At 46.4% G+C, this 17,872-nt stretch carries 15 protein-coding genes; 5 read left to right on the forward strand and 10 right to left on the reverse strand.

The features are described 5' to 3' along the window. Nucleotides 1-203: 203 nt before the first annotated feature. Nucleotides 204-1,586, reverse strand: coding sequence for a Na+/H+ antiporter NhaC family protein (locus ACN0TT_RS19795; protein WP_417763846.1), 1,383 nt, complete (start codon nt 1,584-1,586; stop codon nt 204-206). 539 nt (nt 1,587-2,125) lie between these two features. Here ACN0TT_RS19795 and ACN0TT_RS19800 point away from each other — a divergent pair. The 3 genes from ACN0TT_RS19800 to ACN0TT_RS19810 all read left to right on the forward strand — a co-directional run bounded on the left by ACN0TT_RS19800 (nt 2,126) and on the right by ACN0TT_RS19810 (nt 5,387). Further along, complete coding sequence (locus ACN0TT_RS19800) at nt 2,126-3,340, forward strand: pyridoxal phosphate-dependent aminotransferase (protein WP_417763847.1); 1,215 nt, start codon at nt 2,126-2,128, stop codon at nt 3,338-3,340. A 126-nt stretch (nt 3,341-3,466) separates the two neighbouring features. Continuing rightward, nucleotides 3,467-4,054: a 5'-deoxynucleotidase gene (gene yfbR, locus ACN0TT_RS19805; protein WP_417763848.1), complete on the forward strand. Its 588-nt coding sequence runs from the start codon at nt 3,467-3,469 to the stop codon at nt 4,052-4,054. 10 nt (nt 4,055-4,064) lie between these two features. Next, the gene (locus ACN0TT_RS19810) at nt 4,065-5,387 is read left to right on the forward strand and encodes an anti-phage deoxyguanosine triphosphatase (RefSeq protein WP_417763849.1); all 1,323 of its coding nucleotides are present in this window, start codon (nt 4,065-4,067) and stop codon (nt 5,385-5,387) included. A gap of 77 nt (nt 5,388-5,464) precedes the next feature. Here ACN0TT_RS19810 and ACN0TT_RS19815 read toward each other — a convergent pair whose 3' ends face one another. Further along, nucleotides 5,465-6,091, reverse strand: coding sequence for a YchE family NAAT transporter (locus tag ACN0TT_RS19815; RefSeq protein WP_417763850.1), 627 nt, complete (start codon nt 6,089-6,091; stop codon nt 5,465-5,467). A 322-nt stretch (nt 6,092-6,413) separates the two neighbouring features. Here ACN0TT_RS19815 and adhE point away from each other — a divergent pair, with 322 nt between their 5' ends. Then, nucleotides 6,414-9,020 carry a bifunctional acetaldehyde-CoA/alcohol dehydrogenase gene (gene adhE, locus ACN0TT_RS19820; RefSeq protein WP_417763851.1) on the forward strand — a complete coding sequence of 869 codons (2,607 nt, stop codon included), beginning with the start codon at nt 6,414-6,416 and terminating at the stop codon, nt 9,018-9,020. An 85-nt stretch (nt 9,021-9,105) separates the two neighbouring features. On the opposite strand, the gene ACN0TT_RS19825 is transcribed toward adhE, so the two are convergent. From ACN0TT_RS19825 to aroA, 8 genes are all read right to left on the reverse strand, one after another. Further along, on the reverse strand, nt 9,106-9,654 hold the full coding sequence (locus ACN0TT_RS19825; protein WP_417763852.1) for a DUF2058 domain-containing protein: 549 nt from the start codon (nt 9,652-9,654) through the stop codon (nt 9,106-9,108). A 2-nt stretch (nt 9,655-9,656) separates the two neighbouring features. Then, nucleotides 9,657-10,361, reverse strand: coding sequence for an orotidine-5'-phosphate decarboxylase (pyrF, locus tag ACN0TT_RS19830; protein ID WP_417763853.1), 705 nt, complete (start codon nt 10,359-10,361; stop codon nt 9,657-9,659). Between the two features lie 22 nt (nt 10,362-10,383). Continuing rightward, nucleotides 10,384-11,544 (reverse strand): lipopolysaccharide assembly protein LapB, encoded by a 1,161-nt coding sequence (gene lapB / locus ACN0TT_RS19835; RefSeq protein ID WP_417763854.1) that lies wholly within the window; start codon nt 11,542-11,544, stop codon nt 10,384-10,386. Further along, complete coding sequence (locus tag ACN0TT_RS19840) at nt 11,545-11,817, reverse strand: LapA family protein (protein ID WP_417763855.1); 273 nt, start codon at nt 11,815-11,817, stop codon at nt 11,545-11,547. A 123-nt stretch (nt 11,818-11,940) separates the two neighbouring features. Further along, entirely contained in the window at nt 11,941-12,228 is a 288-nt protein-coding gene (ihfB, locus tag ACN0TT_RS19845; protein WP_417763856.1) for an integration host factor subunit beta, read from the reverse strand. A 79-nt stretch (nt 12,229-12,307) separates the two neighbouring features. Next, on the reverse strand, nt 12,308-13,975 hold the full coding sequence (rpsA, locus tag ACN0TT_RS19850; RefSeq protein ID WP_238897389.1) for a 30S ribosomal protein S1: 1,668 nt from the start codon (nt 13,973-13,975) through the stop codon (nt 12,308-12,310). Nucleotides 13,976-14,075: 100 nt separating this feature from the next. Then, nucleotides 14,076-14,771: a (d)CMP kinase gene (gene cmk, locus ACN0TT_RS19855; RefSeq protein ID WP_417763857.1), complete on the reverse strand. Its 696-nt coding sequence runs from the start codon at nt 14,769-14,771 to the stop codon at nt 14,076-14,078. A 155-nt stretch (nt 14,772-14,926) separates the two neighbouring features. Then, nucleotides 14,927-16,210 carry a 3-phosphoshikimate 1-carboxyvinyltransferase gene (aroA, locus tag ACN0TT_RS19860; RefSeq protein ID WP_417763858.1) on the reverse strand — a complete coding sequence of 428 codons (1,284 nt, stop codon included), beginning with the start codon at nt 16,208-16,210 and terminating at the stop codon, nt 14,927-14,929. A gap of 384 nt (nt 16,211-16,594) precedes the next feature. On the opposite strand from aroA, the gene ACN0TT_RS19865 reads away from it, so the two are divergent. After that, a complete protein-coding gene (locus ACN0TT_RS19865) occupies nt 16,595-17,785 on the forward strand; it encodes an amino acid aminotransferase (RefSeq protein ID WP_417763859.1) in 1,191 nt (396 codons plus the stop codon). Nucleotides 17,786-17,872 lie beyond the last annotated feature (87 nt).

The raw sequence follows: 17,872 nt of genomic DNA on the forward strand, positions 1-17,872 counted from the left end.
TGAGCCGTATACGAGGCCCGTACGTACGGTTCTGTGAGAGGGATGAGGCGTTAGCGCCTCACCCTACTCGATGTTGCCAAATTAAATGGCGAGTGCCCGTTGATAGCGTTGATGAGCAACTGGCTTACTGGCGAAAAACTTATTTGCGGTAACGATAAAAAAAGCCCCCGCTGGGGCTTTTGGTCGCTTTTTACAAAGCGTGGTTACGCAATCATGATAAAGCCGACAAATGCCAATGCAGCAGCAATCAAGGCATATGGCAACTGAGTAACCGCGTGACTCACTAAATTACAACCGGAGCCTTGCGCCGCCAGTACGGTAGAGTCTGAATAGAAACACGCTTGGCTACCAAATGACGACGCGGACAGTAACGCGCCAATGACCAGCGGAATATCCGCCCCGACAGATTGCGCTAATGGCATTACAATCGGGATGGTTACCGCGAAGATGCCCCAACTCGAACCGGTGGCAAACGCTAGTACTGCCATTGCGACAAACACGATAGCAGGCAGCATAGATGCAGTCATATATGGGCTCAATGAATCAATCACATACTGCGGCAGCAATAATTGGTCACACACATCTTTAAACACGAACGCGACGATAACGGTGCCAATCGCTGGCAACATGCTCTTAAAGCCGTCAATCATCTGATCCATCATCTCTGACAGTGGCATTAAACGTTGAATACCGTAATAAGGCAGTGTGATCACCAGCGTCGCTAGCAGCCCTTTCCACACATCGATATCAAAATAAACCGTAAACCCAACCAACATAAACATTGGCACTAAGAAGTTATGCAGTTGACCTTGCTTATCGCCAGCCTCAAATTCTTCTTCCATGGCTTTAACAGCATATTCGTCTGAGGTGACCACATCATCCCAATCAACCTGCTCTTTCGCAGGCGTACCCGCTTGAGCTGCTAATTCGGCCTTTTTCATCGGTCCAATGGCCGGAACGACTTTCAAAGCAACCAGTAGCACCATGATCACTGCCAACCAAGCGTACAGCATGTAAGGAATCGCCTGAATGTAGACGTGGATCCCTTCACCTTTTGCTGCCACACCGTTATCAACTAGCAAGCCACCAAAAAACACAGCCCAAGTGGAGACGGGAACGATCACGCACACTGGCGCCGCAGTAGAATCAACGATATACGCCAGCATTTCTCGGGAAATCTTGAAGCGATCAGTTACGCGCTTCATGGTTTCCCCCACGGTAAGCGCGTTGAGGTAGTCGTCGATAAAAATGACAATACCTAAAATAAAGGTCATCAACAGCGATGAACGTGGTCCTTTGGCAAACCGCATCGCATTACGGCCAAATGCCAATGCGCCGCCGGTTCTAACCAATAGAGCAATTAAAGCGCCAAAACCGCCACACACCAGAATCAACCAACCAATGGTTTCATCTTGCATCACGTTTAACGATGCTGTGGCAAAATTATCTAGCACACTACTTGGATCAAGTAACAACAACCCTGTCACTGCACCAATGATTAACGCCAGAATTGGCCGACGTAACCAAACGGCAAACACCAATACGACGATTGGTGGAATAAGACTTAACGCAGTCGGCTCTGACATAAACGTAAATCCTCAAAGTTACCTAAAAGGTAAAGGTATAAATGATGTAGCAGTCTTCATCTGCGAATCTGCCGCTATCTGTTTTATTTTGTTCCGTCACATTAGCGCACTGCTGATGTTTTAGACGTTTTTATTAAAACATCCGCGAGAAAATAAAACGCTTTTCCCACTGAGTCAACCAAATATCTATGCTGTGAATTGAATGCCGCTTTTTTAACACTAACCACTGAGATATTAACTATAAAATCAATATGTTATCTAAACTTCTGATTCTGGTTAAACCCAAATAGTCATTCACTTATGTCGAATGGTTAACAGCTATTGCATAACTCGTGCAAAAAACCGCAGCTATCCGTAGAAAATTTCGCCGATTATGCCCACCACAGTTTTTTGTGTTACCAAAAAGTCACATTTATACAAATCTAAGATTAATCGTCTGAGGTTAATCGAAAATTTTTTAATAAGTGCTTTTTATATAGCAGGAAATTGGCTATTGTTGCAGGCCAACTTCTATCTAAAGCCATCCACTTCGAGGAAATATGCGGCCCATTATTAAATCCCATAAACTGGACAGTGTTTGTTATGACATTCGTGGACCAGTTCATAAGGAAGCCCGCCGCCTAGAAGATGAAGGTCACCGAATCCTCAAGCTCAATATCGGTAATCCGGCCCCGTTCGGATTTGAAGCGCCCGAAGAAATTGTCCGTGATGTGATCCTGAACCTGCCATCTTCTCAAGGTTATTGTGAATCAAAAGGACTGTTCTCGGCCCGTAAAGCCATTGTGCAACACTATCAGGCGGAAGGGATCCGCGGCATTGATATTGACGATGTCTACATTGGTAACGGTGTATCTGAGCTGATCATGATGTCGATGCAAGGGCTACTGAATACTGATGATGAAGTGTTACTGCCCTCACCTGACTATCCATTGTGGACGGCAGCAGTTAACTTAGCCGGTGGTAAAGCGCGCCATTATATTTGTGATGAAGAAGCCGATTGGTTTCCAGATCTAGACGATATAAAAAGCAAAATCACCCCGCGCACCCGTGGCATTGTCATTATCAACCCCAACAACCCAACCGGTGCGGTTTATAGCCGTGAACTATTGTTGGAAATCGTTGAGCTTTGCCGTCAGCACGATTTGATCCTGTTCTCCGACGAGATCTACGATCGCATCCTGTACGATGGTGTGAAACATACTCATGCTGCTAGTTTGTCATCTGACATTCTCACGGTAACCTTTAATGGCCTTTCTAAAATTTATCGTGCTGCCGGTTTCCGCGTCGGTTGGATGGTACTGAGCGGTAATCTTAAAGGGGCCAAGAGCTACATTGAAGGCTTAGAGATGCTGTCATCTATGCGCCTTTGTGCCAACGTACCTAACCAGCATGCGATTCAAACCGCACTTGGTGGCTATCAAAGTATCAATGAGCTAGTTGCGCCGGAAGGACGACTCACAGTACAGCGCGATACAGTGTATGAACTACTCAACCAAATTCCTGGTGTAAGCGTGAAAAAACCGAAAGGTGCGCTATACGCGTTTCCTAAGCTCGATGCAAAACGCTTTAGCTTGCGTGATGACGAACGCTTAGTGCTTGATCTGCTGCGCGAGAAGAAAATCCTGCTGGTACATGGTACTGCCTTTAACTGGGCGCAACCGGATCACATGCGGGTTGTATTTTTGCCATATAAAGAAGATTTACAACGCGCCTTGTTCGCCTTTGGTGACTTTCTCAGTCACTACCATCAATAACTGTTAATGGTTATGCTAGCGCCGTCAATATTGGCGGCTTTTTTGTGTCCGTCGCCTGTATTTTTAAGCCGATTAGCGTAAAGTGAATAAGCTATCTTGTTGTTAATCATGCTGTATAGGAATGCTATGAGTCACTTTTTTGCCCACCTCGCACGTATGAAACTGATCCAACGTTGGCCGTTGATGCACAATATCCGCAAGGAGAATGTGCAGGAACATTCTCTGCAAGTTGCCACCGTCGCCCACATCCTAGCTATTATTTCTAACAAAAAATTTGATGGCGAATTTATTCCGGAAAAGGCCGCCACAATGGCTATTTATCATGATGCTAGCGAAGTGTTAACCGGCGATTTGCCAACACCTGTGAAATATTTCAACAAAGATATTGAAATCGAGTACAAGAAAATTGAAGCGATTGCAGAACAACGTCTACTGAGTATGTTGCCGGAAGAGTTTCAAGACGAGTTCCGTGCACTGCTGCTCAGCGAAGCAGCAGACCCATCATACAAAGCCTTGGTTAAATCTGCCGATACGCTTTGCGCTTATCTGAAATGTTTAGAAGAGATCCATGCCGGAAATAACGAATTCAAATCAGCTAAGGTTCGCCTTGAAAGCATGTTAGATGACAACCCATTGCCAGCGGTGGCCTATTTTCGCAAGCATTTCATTCCTAGCTTTACCTTAGATTTGGATGAAATAAACCAACTGTTATAGGAGTTCACCTGTGGAGCAATGGCAGCAACGTCAGCAAGCAGCGCAACCACAACGCCGGTATGATTTACGCTCCGTATATCAACGCGACCGAGCCCGTATTATGCACTCTGCCGCTTTTAGACGTCTGCAAGCTAAGACACAGGTGCTAGGTGTGGGAATGAACGATTTTTACCGCACTCGCCTAACCCATTCTTTAGAAGTTGCGCAAATTGGCACTGGCATAGCGGCACAGTTACAAGCTGAGTTTGCTGATGTGCGCCCATTAATTGATTCGATGAGTTTAATTGAGGCGCTGTGCTTTGCTCACGATATCGGGCATCCACCGTTTGGTCACGGTGGCGAAATTGCGTTGAACTATATGATGCGAGAGCACGGTGGCTTTGAGGGCAACGGCCAAACACTGCGGATCCTCGCCAAGCTTGAACCCTATACCGAACATTTTGGTATGAACCTCACGCGTCGTACCTTGCTTGGCATCATGAAATATCCGGTACTAACCTCAACGCTTCAAAATTATTGTGCGGCACCGAAAATCGAAAGTTTCCGGCAGCTTAAACCCCAGCAATGGCCTGCAGTTAAAGGCATATTTGATGTTGATAACAATGTTTATCAGTGGGTGTTGGCGCCGCTCAGTAGCGCTGACCGCGACACCTTTACCACCATATCGCTGATGCCAACCGGACAACATCACCGCAGCCAGCACAAATCGTTTGATTGCACCTTAATGGAACTGGCCGATGATATTGCTTATGCCGTGCACGATTTAGAAGATGCGATTGTCATGGGGATTATCACTCGTGAGCATTGGCAAGCATTTGTATTGCCTCAAGCACAATCTATTGCCGATAGCTGGCTAACCGAGCAGCTTCCAGCGATTGAATTACAGCTATTTTCTGCTAAACATCATTTACGCAAAGATGCCATCGGTACCTTAGTTAACGCATTAGTGACCGCCACAGAATGTATTACCCTGCCGGAGTTTGATGAACCATTACTACGATATCGAGCGCAGTTGACGCCTGGTTACGCCGCGCTGCTGGAAATTTTAAAACAGTTTGTATTGCGTTACGTGATCCAAAAGCCTGAAGTGCAGATGGCCGAATATAAGGGACAACAGATAGTGATGGAGCTGTTTGATGCACTGGTGTCAGATCCTAGCCGACTGCTGCCGAATAATACCAAACAACGCTGGCTCATCGCACAGGAGCAAGCTCAAGGCACGCGCGTTATCGCGGACTATATTGCCGGAATGACCGACGAATTTGCTGCCAGATTACATCAACAACTATTTAGTGCCCGTAGCATCAATATGATGGAGTTCGGCGGCCAGTAGCCGATAACAAACACAAATAAGAACGCCCGATAGTATCGGGCGTTCTCAACTCAAGCGTATTTCAAGTCGCCGACATGCTACAAATTAGGGAATAACCCTTTAATCCCCGCAGCCACAACTTCGATCCCAATTGATAGCATCAATAGCCCCATTAAACGGGTAATTACGTTAATGCCGGTTTTACCGAGCAGTTTATTGATTGCTGGTGCAATCTTAAATAAACCGTAACTTAGTGCACCGAATACCACCACAATTAGCGACATCATTACGAAGTTAAGCCAGCCACCGTGTTCCGCAGCAAAAACGATCACCGAGCTGATTGCACCAGGCCCGGCCATCAACGGCAATGCTAACGGAACGACAGCTACCGAATCCATTGCTGAAGCTTCACGGTCTTCCTCTTTATTGCGTTTCACTTCACTGAGTTTACCTTGCAGCATCGACATGGCGATAATGGCAATCAAGGTGCCCCCCGCAATTCTAAATGCTGATAGCGAGATACTGAACAAATTGAGGATGTGCTGACCGACTACCATGGTGCAAAGCAATATGATAACGACAGAAAAGTTGGCGACTTTCGCCGTATGATCGCGCTCTAAAGGCGTTTGGTGACTCGTCAGACTGATAAAAACAGGCAATAGACCGATGGGGTTAATGATGGCAACTAACCCAAAAAAGAACTTCACATACAGCATCCAATCCACTTTTTTTACTCGCCTATTATTACGTAACTTATTGTGGGATACACATTTTTCGGAGGCGTAATTTACTCTGATTTCACAACAACACAAAATGAGTTTTTTTAACGATTTGCCTCTAAAAAAGTTATGCATCGCCTTTCACTTAATGTGTCACTACTTTAGTGCATCTTGTAACGCTAAATGTAATTAAATTACATTTTTAGGTAAATCTTGCGGTTGATAACAGTTTTCAATCGATTTACGTAGTAAAAATATTTCAACTGAGAAAGGTTAACCAAGTCTACTTGAAGTCGCTTTGATTAAATTTTTTTACAGGACTGATATTATGAAAGTTACCAATACTGAAGAGCTGAATAGCTTGCTCGAACGAGTGGCTGCGGCACAAGTTAAGTTCAGTAGCTACAGTCAACAGCAGGTGGACCGCATTTTCCGCGCTGCCGCACTGGCTGCGGCCGATGCGCGTATTCCGCTGGCACAACAAGCCGCAGCAGAAACAGGCATGGGTTTGGTGGAAGATAAAGTGATTAAAAACCACTTTGCGTCTGAGTATATCTATAACAAATACAAAGACACCAAAACCTGCGACATCCTTGAGGAAGATGAAACCTTCGGCACTATTACTATTGCTGAGCCGGTTGGTATCATCTGCGGCATTATTCCGACCACCAACCCAACATCCACTGCGATTTTTAAATCCTTGATGGCGTTAAAAACCCGTAATGCGATTGTGTTCTCTCCTCACCCTCGCGCTAAAGCATCCACCGTTGCTGCAGCAAAACTGGTGTTAGATGCTGCCGTTGCAGCGGGTGCGCCGAAAGACATTATTGGCTGGATAGATGAACCCAGCGTCGAGTTATCCAATCAATTGATGACACACCCCAATATTAATCTTATTTTGGCCACTGGTGGCCCGGGCATGGTGAAAGCCGCTTACTCATCAGGCAAACCTGCTATTGGTGTGGGCGCGGGCAATACGCCGATTGTGATTGATGAAACCGCCGATATTAAACGCGCGGTCAGCTCAATTCTTATGTCCAAAACCTTTGACTATGGTGTGGTGTGTGCATCAGAGCAAGCCGTGGTGGTGGTAGATGAAATCTATGACAGAGTCAAAGAGCGTTTTGCGAGTCACGGCGCCTACATCCTAGATGGCAAAGAGGTCGATGCGGTGCGTCATGTCATCTTAAAGAACGGCAACCTCAATGCTGCTATTGTTGGCCAAAGTGCCAGTAAAATCGCGGAGATGGCTGGCATTAAAGTCCCCAAATATACCAAGGTACTGATTGGTGAAGTGACTGCCATCGATAACGACGAAGCCTTCGCCCACGAAAAACTTTCTCCGTTGCTCGGTATGTACCGCGCAACCAACTTTGAAGATGCAGTCGCTAAAGCAGAAGCTTTGGTACAACTCGGTGGTATTGGTCACACATCAGGGCTTTACACCGACCAAGACCGCAACAGCGATCGCGTACACAGTTTTGGTGCCAGAATGAAAACGGCTCGTATATTGATCAACACTCCAGCGTCCCAAGGCGGTATTGGTGATCTTTATAACTTCAAGCTGGCACCGTCTTTAACATTAGGTTGCGGCTCATGGGGCGGTAACTCAATTTCTGAAAACGTTGGTCCCTCTCATCTGATCAACAAAAAGACTGTCGCTAAGAGGGCTGAAAACATGCTATGGCATAAACTTCCATCATCAATCTATTTCCGCCGCGGCAGTTTACCAGTAGCACTAGAAGAGTTGGCCGACAAGAAACGAGCGTTAATTGTTACCGATAAGTTCTTGTTCAATAACGGCTATGTTGATGAAACCGTGGCTATTCTTAAACGCTTTGGGCTGGAAACCGAAGTGTTTTACGAGGTGGAGGCCGACCCTACATTAAGCGTGGTTAAAGCCGGTACTCGCGTAGCCGAGAACTTTCAACCAGATGTGCTGATCGCCCTTGGCGGCGGCTCACCGATGGATGCAGCTAAAATCATTTGGGTGATGTATGAACATCCCGATGTCGACTTTTCAGATTTGGCAATGCGCTTTATGGATATCCGTAAACGCATTTATAAATTCCCTAAATTGGGGCGAAAAGCCACACTGGTTGCAGTGCCGACCACATCAGGCACAGGCTCCGAAGTGACCCCATTTGCGGTAGTCACAGACGAAGTGACCGGCACTAAGTATCCAATTGCGGATTACGAACTGACACCTAATATGGCAATTGTTGATCCAAACTTGGTGATGAACATGCCTAAATCGCTGACGGCGTTTGGCGGTGTGGATGCCATTACTCACGCACTGGAAGCCTATGTCAGCGTAATGGCAAACGAGTTTAGTGACGGCCAAGCCTTACAAGCATTAGATTTACTGTTTGCATACTTACCCGACGCTTATGAATTGGGTGCCGACGCCCCTATCGCTCGTGAAAAAGTGCACAACGGTGCGACTATTGCGGGTATCGCTTTTGCCAATGCTTTTCTGGGGATATGCCACTCAATGGCACATAAACTAGGCGCTGAGTTCCACATTGCACACGGTTTAGCAAATGCATTGCTGATCACTAACGTCATGCGGTTTAACGCGACAGATGTTCCGACTAAACAAGCGGCGTTCAGCCAATATGATCGACCAAAGGCGTTGTGTCGCTATGCGGAAATCGCTGACCACCTGAAGCTGGCTAAAGGTAAGAGCGTGAGTGACGAGAAAAAAGTCGGGTTATTGATCGATGCTTTAGAAAACGTCAAAGACCGCTTAGGCATTCCTAAATCCATTCAAGAAGCTGGCGTTAACGAAGCTGACTTCCTAGCGAAAGTCGACAAGTTAGCCGTGGATGCTTTTGACGATCAATGCACTGGTGCCAACCCACGCTATCCATTAATCAGCGAGCTAAAAGAGTTATTGCTATGCAGCTTCTATGGTAAAGCGTACAAAGAATAACGTTGCTGATTTGCATAAAACTAAAAGGCCTCGTTTGAGGCCTTTTGTTTGCGCTATTTGTACCGAAACCAGATGAAACGCTCGGTTACCACATCAAATCGTCTGGGATGACGTAATCTGCATATGGGTCATCTTCTTCAACTGCAGTTTCTGTTTGGCTCTCCGTTGCAGTCCACAAATAGCCACACCATGCAGGCACGAGTAGATTAACCCGTTCCGCCAGTTTATGTGGCACCACGTAGCTTTTTTCTTCAATACGTACAATGCCTAGGCGGCCATTAAGCAACTGCTGTTGTAACTTGTTATCGATAAACAGCGAGTAAATTTTGTTATCCAAGGTGAAGTTAAACTTCAACTCGCCGTCTTTTGGTAATGTGATAGCTTGCTTACGAATTTCAGTCACGAGTGAACGTACTAAGCCCTTTTCAGTGGCTTCTGCGAACCGCTTTTCGTTCAAGCTTCTATCTCGTTGCGCTTGCTGTGCTTTTTGCTCAGCAATTTGCTGTTTTAACGCCGAACTACCGTCATCCACCTTGGCTTTGCGATCACGTTTTTTCTGAGTTTTAACATCGCGTGCTTTTTGTTTGCTAGCCAAACCCGCTTTAAGCAGTTGCTCTTGTAATGCGTTCGCCATGATTATTCTCCTTTCAAAATAGATTGGTGAATAGCCTCAAGTGCGGCTAACGGATCCTCTGCTTGAGTGATCGGGCGGCCAATGACCAAAAAGTCTGAGCCTGCGGCCAACGCTTTGCTTGGCATCATGATACGTTTTTGATCGCCAACATCTGCGCCAGCAGGACGGATACCGGGTGTCACCAACTTAAAATCTTCACCTAAGGTAGATTTTAGCAAAGTCGCTTCTTGAGCCGAGCACACGACACCATCTAACCCCGCTTGCTGTGTCAGCTTAGCCAGACGTAATACATGATCTTGCGCTGTGGCATTGATGCCCAAAAGTTGCAACTCTTCACTGCTCATCGAGGTCAGTACGGTTACTGCAATCAATAGTGGGGCATTATCGCCATAGGGCAGCAAGGCTTTCTTCGCCGCTTCCATCATGGCTAAACCACCGCTTGCATGTACGTTCACCATCCACACGCCAAGTTCAGCGGCAGCGGCAACAGCCTTAGCTACTGTGTTGGGAATATCATGGAATTTCAGATCCAAAAACAGATCAAAGCCGCGATTATGGATCTCTTTTACCAACTCTGGGCCAAACAGCGTGAACATCTCTTTGCCGACTTTTAAGCGGCAAAGCGCTGGATCCAATTTATCAACTAGCTGTAAGGCCTTAAATTTGTTGTCGAAATCTAGCGCAACAACAATAGGTTTTTCGGTCATATTAACTCCGTAAGTTAGACGGCTATTCACCATCTAGCCCTTTGATATGTTTAATGCTGCCCCAATTTTTACAAGATGGACAATGCCAGTACAGCGTGTGGGATGGGAAACCACATTCACTGCAACGATAAATCGGTCTTGAGCGGATCTGCTGCCCTACCAGTTTCTCAAGCATGGACAAGCTATCTCTCGCCTGCCCTGGTTCAGCTTGTTGCAGCTGCATCTTCATCAAGAATTGGAATCCGCGCATTGTTGGATGACGGTAGAGATTATCCAAAATCAATGACTCCGCCGCTTTGATATCACCTTCATCTACCAGTAGCTTGGCTAACGCGATAATCACTGATGCGCCAGCGCCGTTATCAACAGCTTTGGATAAACGTCTTTTTAGACTGGTTAAATCTTTGGTCGCTTCCGCCAATTGCTGCGCGTCATCGAGCGCATCTACCGCTAACTCCGGTACTTGTTCGATAAGTTGATCAAGCACTTCAGCCGCTTCACTATATTGCTGCTCTGTCAAATATAATTTGAGCAATGCCAGCATGGCTCTGCCGCAGCTTGAGTCGTTCTTTAGTGCCTGTCGCAACAACGATAATTTTTGGGCATTACCTTTAGCCTCATCCGCGAGCTGACAATAGAAATGTGCTAAGACAGGCTTGAGAGTTTGCTGACGTTTACGCGGTAATTTACGAATGATGTCGATGGCTTTTTGCCAGTCCTTCGTCATCTCGTAAATCGAAATGAGTTGGTCTTCGGCTTCGTCAGAATGGTCATCCAACAATACCAAATTTAGAAAAATCTCTTCTGCGCGATCATAAAAACCGGCAGCTAGAAAATCTTTACCGAGTTCCATCATCGCCAAATCGCGCTGTTCGTTAAGCAGCGATGGTCGAGCGATGAGATTTTGGTGGATGCGAATAGCACGGTCGACTTCGCCGCGCTTCCGAAATAACGAACCAAGCGAGAGATGCGTATCAATGGTCTCATCGTCAACATCCAGCATACTAATGAACAGATCAACCGCTTTATCTGATTCATCAGACAACAAAAAATTCAGCCCGGCGAAATAATCGCGACTAAGCTGTTTTTGCTGCGATGACTGTTTCTGCCTGAGATTGCGGCGCCCCATGTACCAACCATAGGCCACTGCAACGGGCAACAGCAGAAAAAACAGCTCTAGCATTTAGCTGTTTAACTCCTGTTGAGCTGACTCGAGCGACATCAGGCGTCGACGTGCACGTTTCAGCGAAAGTTTTAAGCGCAAGATGTAAGCGAGTGCGACAATCCAGCAACTCACAAACCCCGCAAAAAATACGACGGCTAATACAAACGGTAGCCGATATTCCCCCTGTACAACGAAGTAATTGATGGTAACCAATTGCTCGTTACGTGCGCCAAAAATCAGCGCCACAATAAACAGCAGAGCGACAATGACAGTGACAATAAAAGACTTCACTCGATGCTCCCAGAACTGAATTCAATTAGCTGATTATCCAGTAAATTGGCAGTTGCTACCAGTGTTGAAGCGCTTGGGCCATAAAAAAAGCCCCCTATAGGAGGCTTTTTATACAAAGAGAATTTAGCCGATTGCGGCATCAACTCTTTCACGCAGCTCTTTACCTGGCTTAAAGTGTGGTACGTACTTGCCATCCAGTTTAACAGAAGTACCTGTTTTAGGATTGCGACCCACACGAGGTGCACGATAATGCAGAGAGAAACTACCGAAACCGCGGATTTCAATACGATCACCGATTTCTAATGTCTTCGCCATTTGCTCCAACATCTCTTTTACGGCACTTTCAACATCTTTTGCTGACAACAGCGATTGGGTCTCAGCAAGCTTTTCGATAAGTTCGGATTTTGTCATCCTAATCACCCCTTGATTTAAGCCAAACAAAACTAGCCTTTTATGGGAAGCGCTAAGCGCTTCCCAATCGGCAGGCTACTTATTTACGAGCCGCTTTGAACGCTTCAGCCATTGCGTTACCGATAACAGCTTCTTCCTGTTTGTTCAGGTTAGCCATTACTTCTTTCTCTTCTGCTTCATCTTTCGCACGAATAGACAGAGAAACGTTACGGTTCTTACGGTCTACGCCCATGAATTTAGCTTCAACAGCGTCACCAACGTTGAATTCTGCAGATGCATCTTCAACGTGTTCACGGCTGATATCAGCAACACGGATGTAACCTTCAACAGCGTCAGCCAGTTCTACAGTTACGCCTTTCGCGTCAACAGCAGTAACAGTACCTGTTACAATAGAACCTTTCTTCTTGTCTGCCAAGTAAGCGTTGAATGGATCGTCTTCAGTTTGTTTCACGCCCAAGCTGATACGCTCACGTTCTGGGTCAACTGACAATACAACGGCAGTGATTTCATCACCTTTTTTGTATTCGCCAACTGCTTCTTCGCCAGCTGCATTCCAAGAAATGTCAGACAGGTGAACCAGACCGTCGATACCGCCGTCCAGACCGATGAAGATACCGAAGTCAGTGATAGACTTGATCTTACCAGTTACTTTGTCGCCTTTAGCGAAGCGGTTTGCGAAATCTTCCCATGGATTAGTCTTACATTGTTTCAGACCCAATGAGATACGACGACGTTCTTCGTCGATATCCAGTACCAGAACTTCAACTTCATCGCCCAAGCTAACAACTTTAGATGGGTGGATGTTCTTGTTAGTCCAATCCATTTCAGAAACGTGAACCAGACCTTCAACGCCTTCTTCGATTTCAACGAAGCAACCGTAGTCAGTCAGGTTAGTAACGCGACCAGTCAAACGCGTGTTTTCTGGGTAACGTTTGCTGATTTCCAACCATGGGTCTTCACCCAGTTGTTTCAGACCCAGTGATACGCGAGTACGTTCACGGTCATATTTCAGCACTTTAACTTCGATTTCATCACCAACGTTAACGATTTCTGATGGATGCTTAACGCGTTTCCATGCCATGTCAGTGATGTGCAGCAGGCCGTCAACACCGCCCAGATCTACGAATGCACCGTAGTCGGTCAGGTTCTTAACGATACCTTTAACAGATTGACCTTCCTGCAGATTTTCCAGCAGAGCATCGCGCTCAGCACTGCTTTCAGATTCAATAACAGCGCGGCGAGAAACCACTACGTTGTTACGTTTCTGATCCAGTTTGATAACCTTGAATTCCAGCTCTTTGTTTTCCAGGTGAGCAGTGTCGCGAACTGGGCGAACGTCCACCAGAGAACCAGGAAGGAATGCACGGATACCGTTCAACTCAACAGTGAAACCGCCTTTAACTTTGCCGTTGATAACGCCGATAACAGTTTCGTTATCTTCGTAAGCTTTTTCCAGAACGATCCAAGCTTCGTGACGTTTAGCTTTTTCGCGAGACAGTTGAGTCTCACCGAAGCCGTCTTCAACGCTATCCAGCGCTACGTCAACTTCATCACCAACGGCGATTTCCAATTCACCTTGAGCGTTTTTGAATTGCTCAGCTGGGATTGGGCTTTCAGATTTCAGACCGGCGTCAACCAGTACAACACCGTTTTCGATGGCAACAACAGTACCACGAACGATAGAACCTGGGCGGAATTCCAGTTGTTGAAGGGATTGTTCAAACAGATCAGCAAAAGATTCAGTCATGTGTATTAACTTAATTTAAAAGCCATGCTACGTCCTGAACATGGGGTTATGTATATAATTCATCAAATCCTTTTGATGAATACCAAAAACTGCACGTGCCCTAGACACCTGCAGCAGATAGCTTATCTTCGATGTATTTAAGCGCTTGCGCGAATACATCTTCGATGGCGAGGCCCGTAGTATCAATGAGGAATGCATCTTCTGCTGGCACTAATGGCGCCACAGCTCGATTCATGTCCCTGAAATCACGGTCTTTAATCTCGCTTAAAAGGGTGTCGATATTAACATCAAAGCCCTTGTCTCGCAACTGATTATAGCGGCGCTGGGCGCGCTCTTCAGCAGAAGCGGTTAAAAATAATTTTGCTGGCGCGGTTGGGAACACTATTGTGCCCATATCGCGGCCATCGGCTATCAAACCTGGCTCAACTCTAAAGGCGCGTTGACGGCGTAATAATGCCTCACGCACACGAGGAAACACTGCGACACGAGACGCTGCGTCTGAGCACTCCTGAGAGCGAATACTTTGTGTAACGTCTTCACCTTCAAGGATAATTTTTGATGTTTCAGTTTCGGATGCTGCATGAAACTGCACATCTAAATGTGAGGCCAATAAGGTGATGGCTTCTTCATTGTCCAATTCGACATTGTGATGAAGAGCCGCTAGCGCAAGTACTCGGTAGATCGCACCACTATCCAGAAACTTCCAACCTAAGTGGCTGGCAAGTAGCTGACTAATCGTTCCCTTCCCTGCACCGCTAGGACCATCAATGGTGACGACAGGCGCCCGATCAGACATACATTCCTCCAAATAATTGTCTTTCCGGCAAGCTGAAACATCAGCTCCCAGAATTTCGCGGTCGACATTATATATCAAGATCGCTACTAACGTCGGCGAATTTTAGCAAACATGTGATTAAGTGCCGAAGGCTTCGGCACTTAATGAAGGGAAAACTATTGCTTAGCGAGTAATTGAAACTGCGTAAAATAGTCTGGAAAGGTTTTAGACGTACAGTCAGGATCGTTGATGGTGACCCCGGCTTCGCTAAAGGCTACCAGTGAAAAGCACATTGCCATACGGTGATCGTTATAGGTATCAATGGCTGCGTGCTTTATCTTTGCAGGCGGTGTGATGCGAATAAAATCTTCGCCCTCTTCTACTGTTGCGCCTACTTTGCGCAGTTCAATGGCCATCGCTGCTAGGCGATCGGTTTCTTTAATACGCCAGTTATAAATGTTAGTCAGTTGTGTCTCACCTTCGGCAAACAGTGCCGCGGTGGCAATGGTCATTGCGGCATCGGGGATGTGGTTCATGTCCATATCAATGCCGTGCAGCTTGCTACCACGCGCAATAATATAGTCATCTCCCCATTCGATATCAGCACCCATTGCGGCAAGTGCATCGGCGAACTTTACATCGCCTTGAATGCTTTGCTTGCCCACGCCTGTGACTTTGACTTCGCCACCGGCAATGGCACCAGCCGCTAAGAAATAAGATGCTGATGAGGCATCACCTTCCACCAATAAATCACCTGGGGCGATGTACTGTTGCTGGCCTTGTACGCTAAAACGCTGATATTGATGGTTGGTCACTGACACACCAAATTTCGCCATCAAAGCCAAAGTAATATCAATGTAGGGTTTCGATACCAAATCACCGACAACTTCAATTTCTACATCGCCGTCGGCCAGTGGTGCAACCATCAACAAAGCGGTAAGAAATTGACTCGACAACGCGCCGGAAATTTTAACGGTGCCGCCGTTTAGACCCGTGCCAATTACCTTAACAGGTGGAAAGCCTTCACTTTTGAGATATTCAACCTTGGCACCGATTTGGGCAATCGCATCGACGAGGTCTTTGATCGGACGCTCTTCCATACGCGGTTCACCAGTGAGTTCAAATTCACCATTCCCTAGCGTTAATGCGGCACAAAGCGGTCGCATAGCAGTGCCCGCATTGCCAAGAAATAGTGTTAATGCTTGTTGGCTAGTAAATGGGCCAGCGTTGCCCACCACCTTACAGGTTCGGGATTCGACGTCGCGCTGATAGCTGATCCCGAGTTGCGATAACGCATTTAGCATATGGCTGATATCGTCGGAATCTAACAAGTTGGTTAGCCTAGTAGTGCCCTTAGCTAACGCTGCTAATAATAACGCGCGATTAGAGATACTTTTGGAGCCGGGAATGTTGACTTCGCCGTTGACACGAAAGACTTGGTTCAGTTGTAACTGCTTCATAAATTTAGTTCTTTTTAAGTGCTAAGGATGTTTATGCGAATAAACATCGTCGATGTTGAATTAACTACTACGCCTAATTGGCATTGAATATCAATGCCGAAAATTGATAATGCGGGTTACTCGAATTGCGTCTTCGTAGTGTTAAAGTAACTGAATAGCAGCTCAATTCAATCATTTTTTGTAATACCCAAGCATTACAGCACAAAAAAACAGCAATGATAAAATTAAGCACTATTCGTCAACAGATATGTACATTTGGGAATAAAAACGTCCATTTATCTGTACATGTAATAATTTTTCTTTGAAAATAATGCAGATTAACAGGGCGAGCTTTAACCGCTATGCTAACAATTCTGTCACACATAACAATAACTGGAAGTCTCGATGTTCAATGCATTAAACCCAATGCCGGCGGATCCTATTCTTGGGCTGATGGCGCAATTTCGTGAAGACCCTCGTACCGATAAAGTTGACTTGGGTGTAGGCGTTTATAAAGACCCTGATGGGCATATCCCAATTCTTGCTTGTGTGAAGACCGCAGAGCGCATTCGTACCGAAACCGAAACCACGAAAGTTTATATCAGTCCCGCTGGTAGTCCTGAGTTTAACCGCCTTATTTGCGAATTAGCCTTTGGCGCTGATCACCGTGCAGTATTGAGTAATCGTATTCGCAGTGTATCTACCCCAGGGGGTACAGGGTCTCTGCGTGTGGCCGCCGACTTTATTAAACGTTGCAATGCGGATGCAACAGTATGGGTAAGTGACCCAACTTGGGCAAACCATATCGCTATTTTCAAGGCCGCTGGACTGGCGGTGGATAGCTACCCTTACTATGACACTGAAAATAACGCACTGCGTTTTGATGCCATGTTGGCAAAGCTTAAAACGCTGGGTAAAAGCGATGTCGTGTTGCTACATGCATGCTGCCATAACCCAACTGGTGAAGACCTAACGCCAGCACAATGGGACCAAGTTGTTGCAGTCGCCAAAGACCGCGGTTTTACACCGCTGCTGGATATGGCATATCAAGGTTTTGGTGAAGGCTTGGAGCAAGATGCCTACGGTGTGCGTAAGATGGCTGATGCAGTAGATGCCATGTTGCTGTGTGACTCATGCTCGAAAAACTTCGGTTTATACCGCGAACGTATCGGCGCTTGTGCCGTATTGGCTAAAGATAGCAATGCAGCAGCTATCGCACAGTCGGTAATGTTACATGTGATCCGTGCTAACTACTCGATGCCGCCTGCACATGGTGCAGCGTTGGTTGAAACCATTTTGGCGTCTCAGGCGTTAACTACGCAGTGGCATGAAGAGTTGAAAGTGATGCGTGACCGTATTAATGGCAACCGTGCCATGTTGGTTGAACGCATTAAAGCGCAAGGCGTCAGCCGTGATTTTAGCTTTATCGCTCGTCAAAAAGGGATGTTCTCTTTCTTAGGCATTACCCCAGAGCAAGTGGCATTGCTAAAAAGCGCACATGGCGTCTACATGGTCGATTCTAGCCGCATGAGCATTGCTGGCATTACTGAAGCGAACGTAGATTACTTGGCAGCGGCGATTGCCAAAGTACTGTAATAGGAACTTCGCACTGAAGGATCCCCTCATAAATCCGCCAGTGCATAGCCATTTTTTAAGAGCTGCTCAGCTAGAACTACCGCCGCT

This window comes from Shewanella sp. (genome assembly GCF_048265805.1).
In the GTDB taxonomy this organism is placed as follows: domain Bacteria; phylum Pseudomonadota; class Gammaproteobacteria; order Enterobacterales; family Shewanellaceae; genus Shewanella.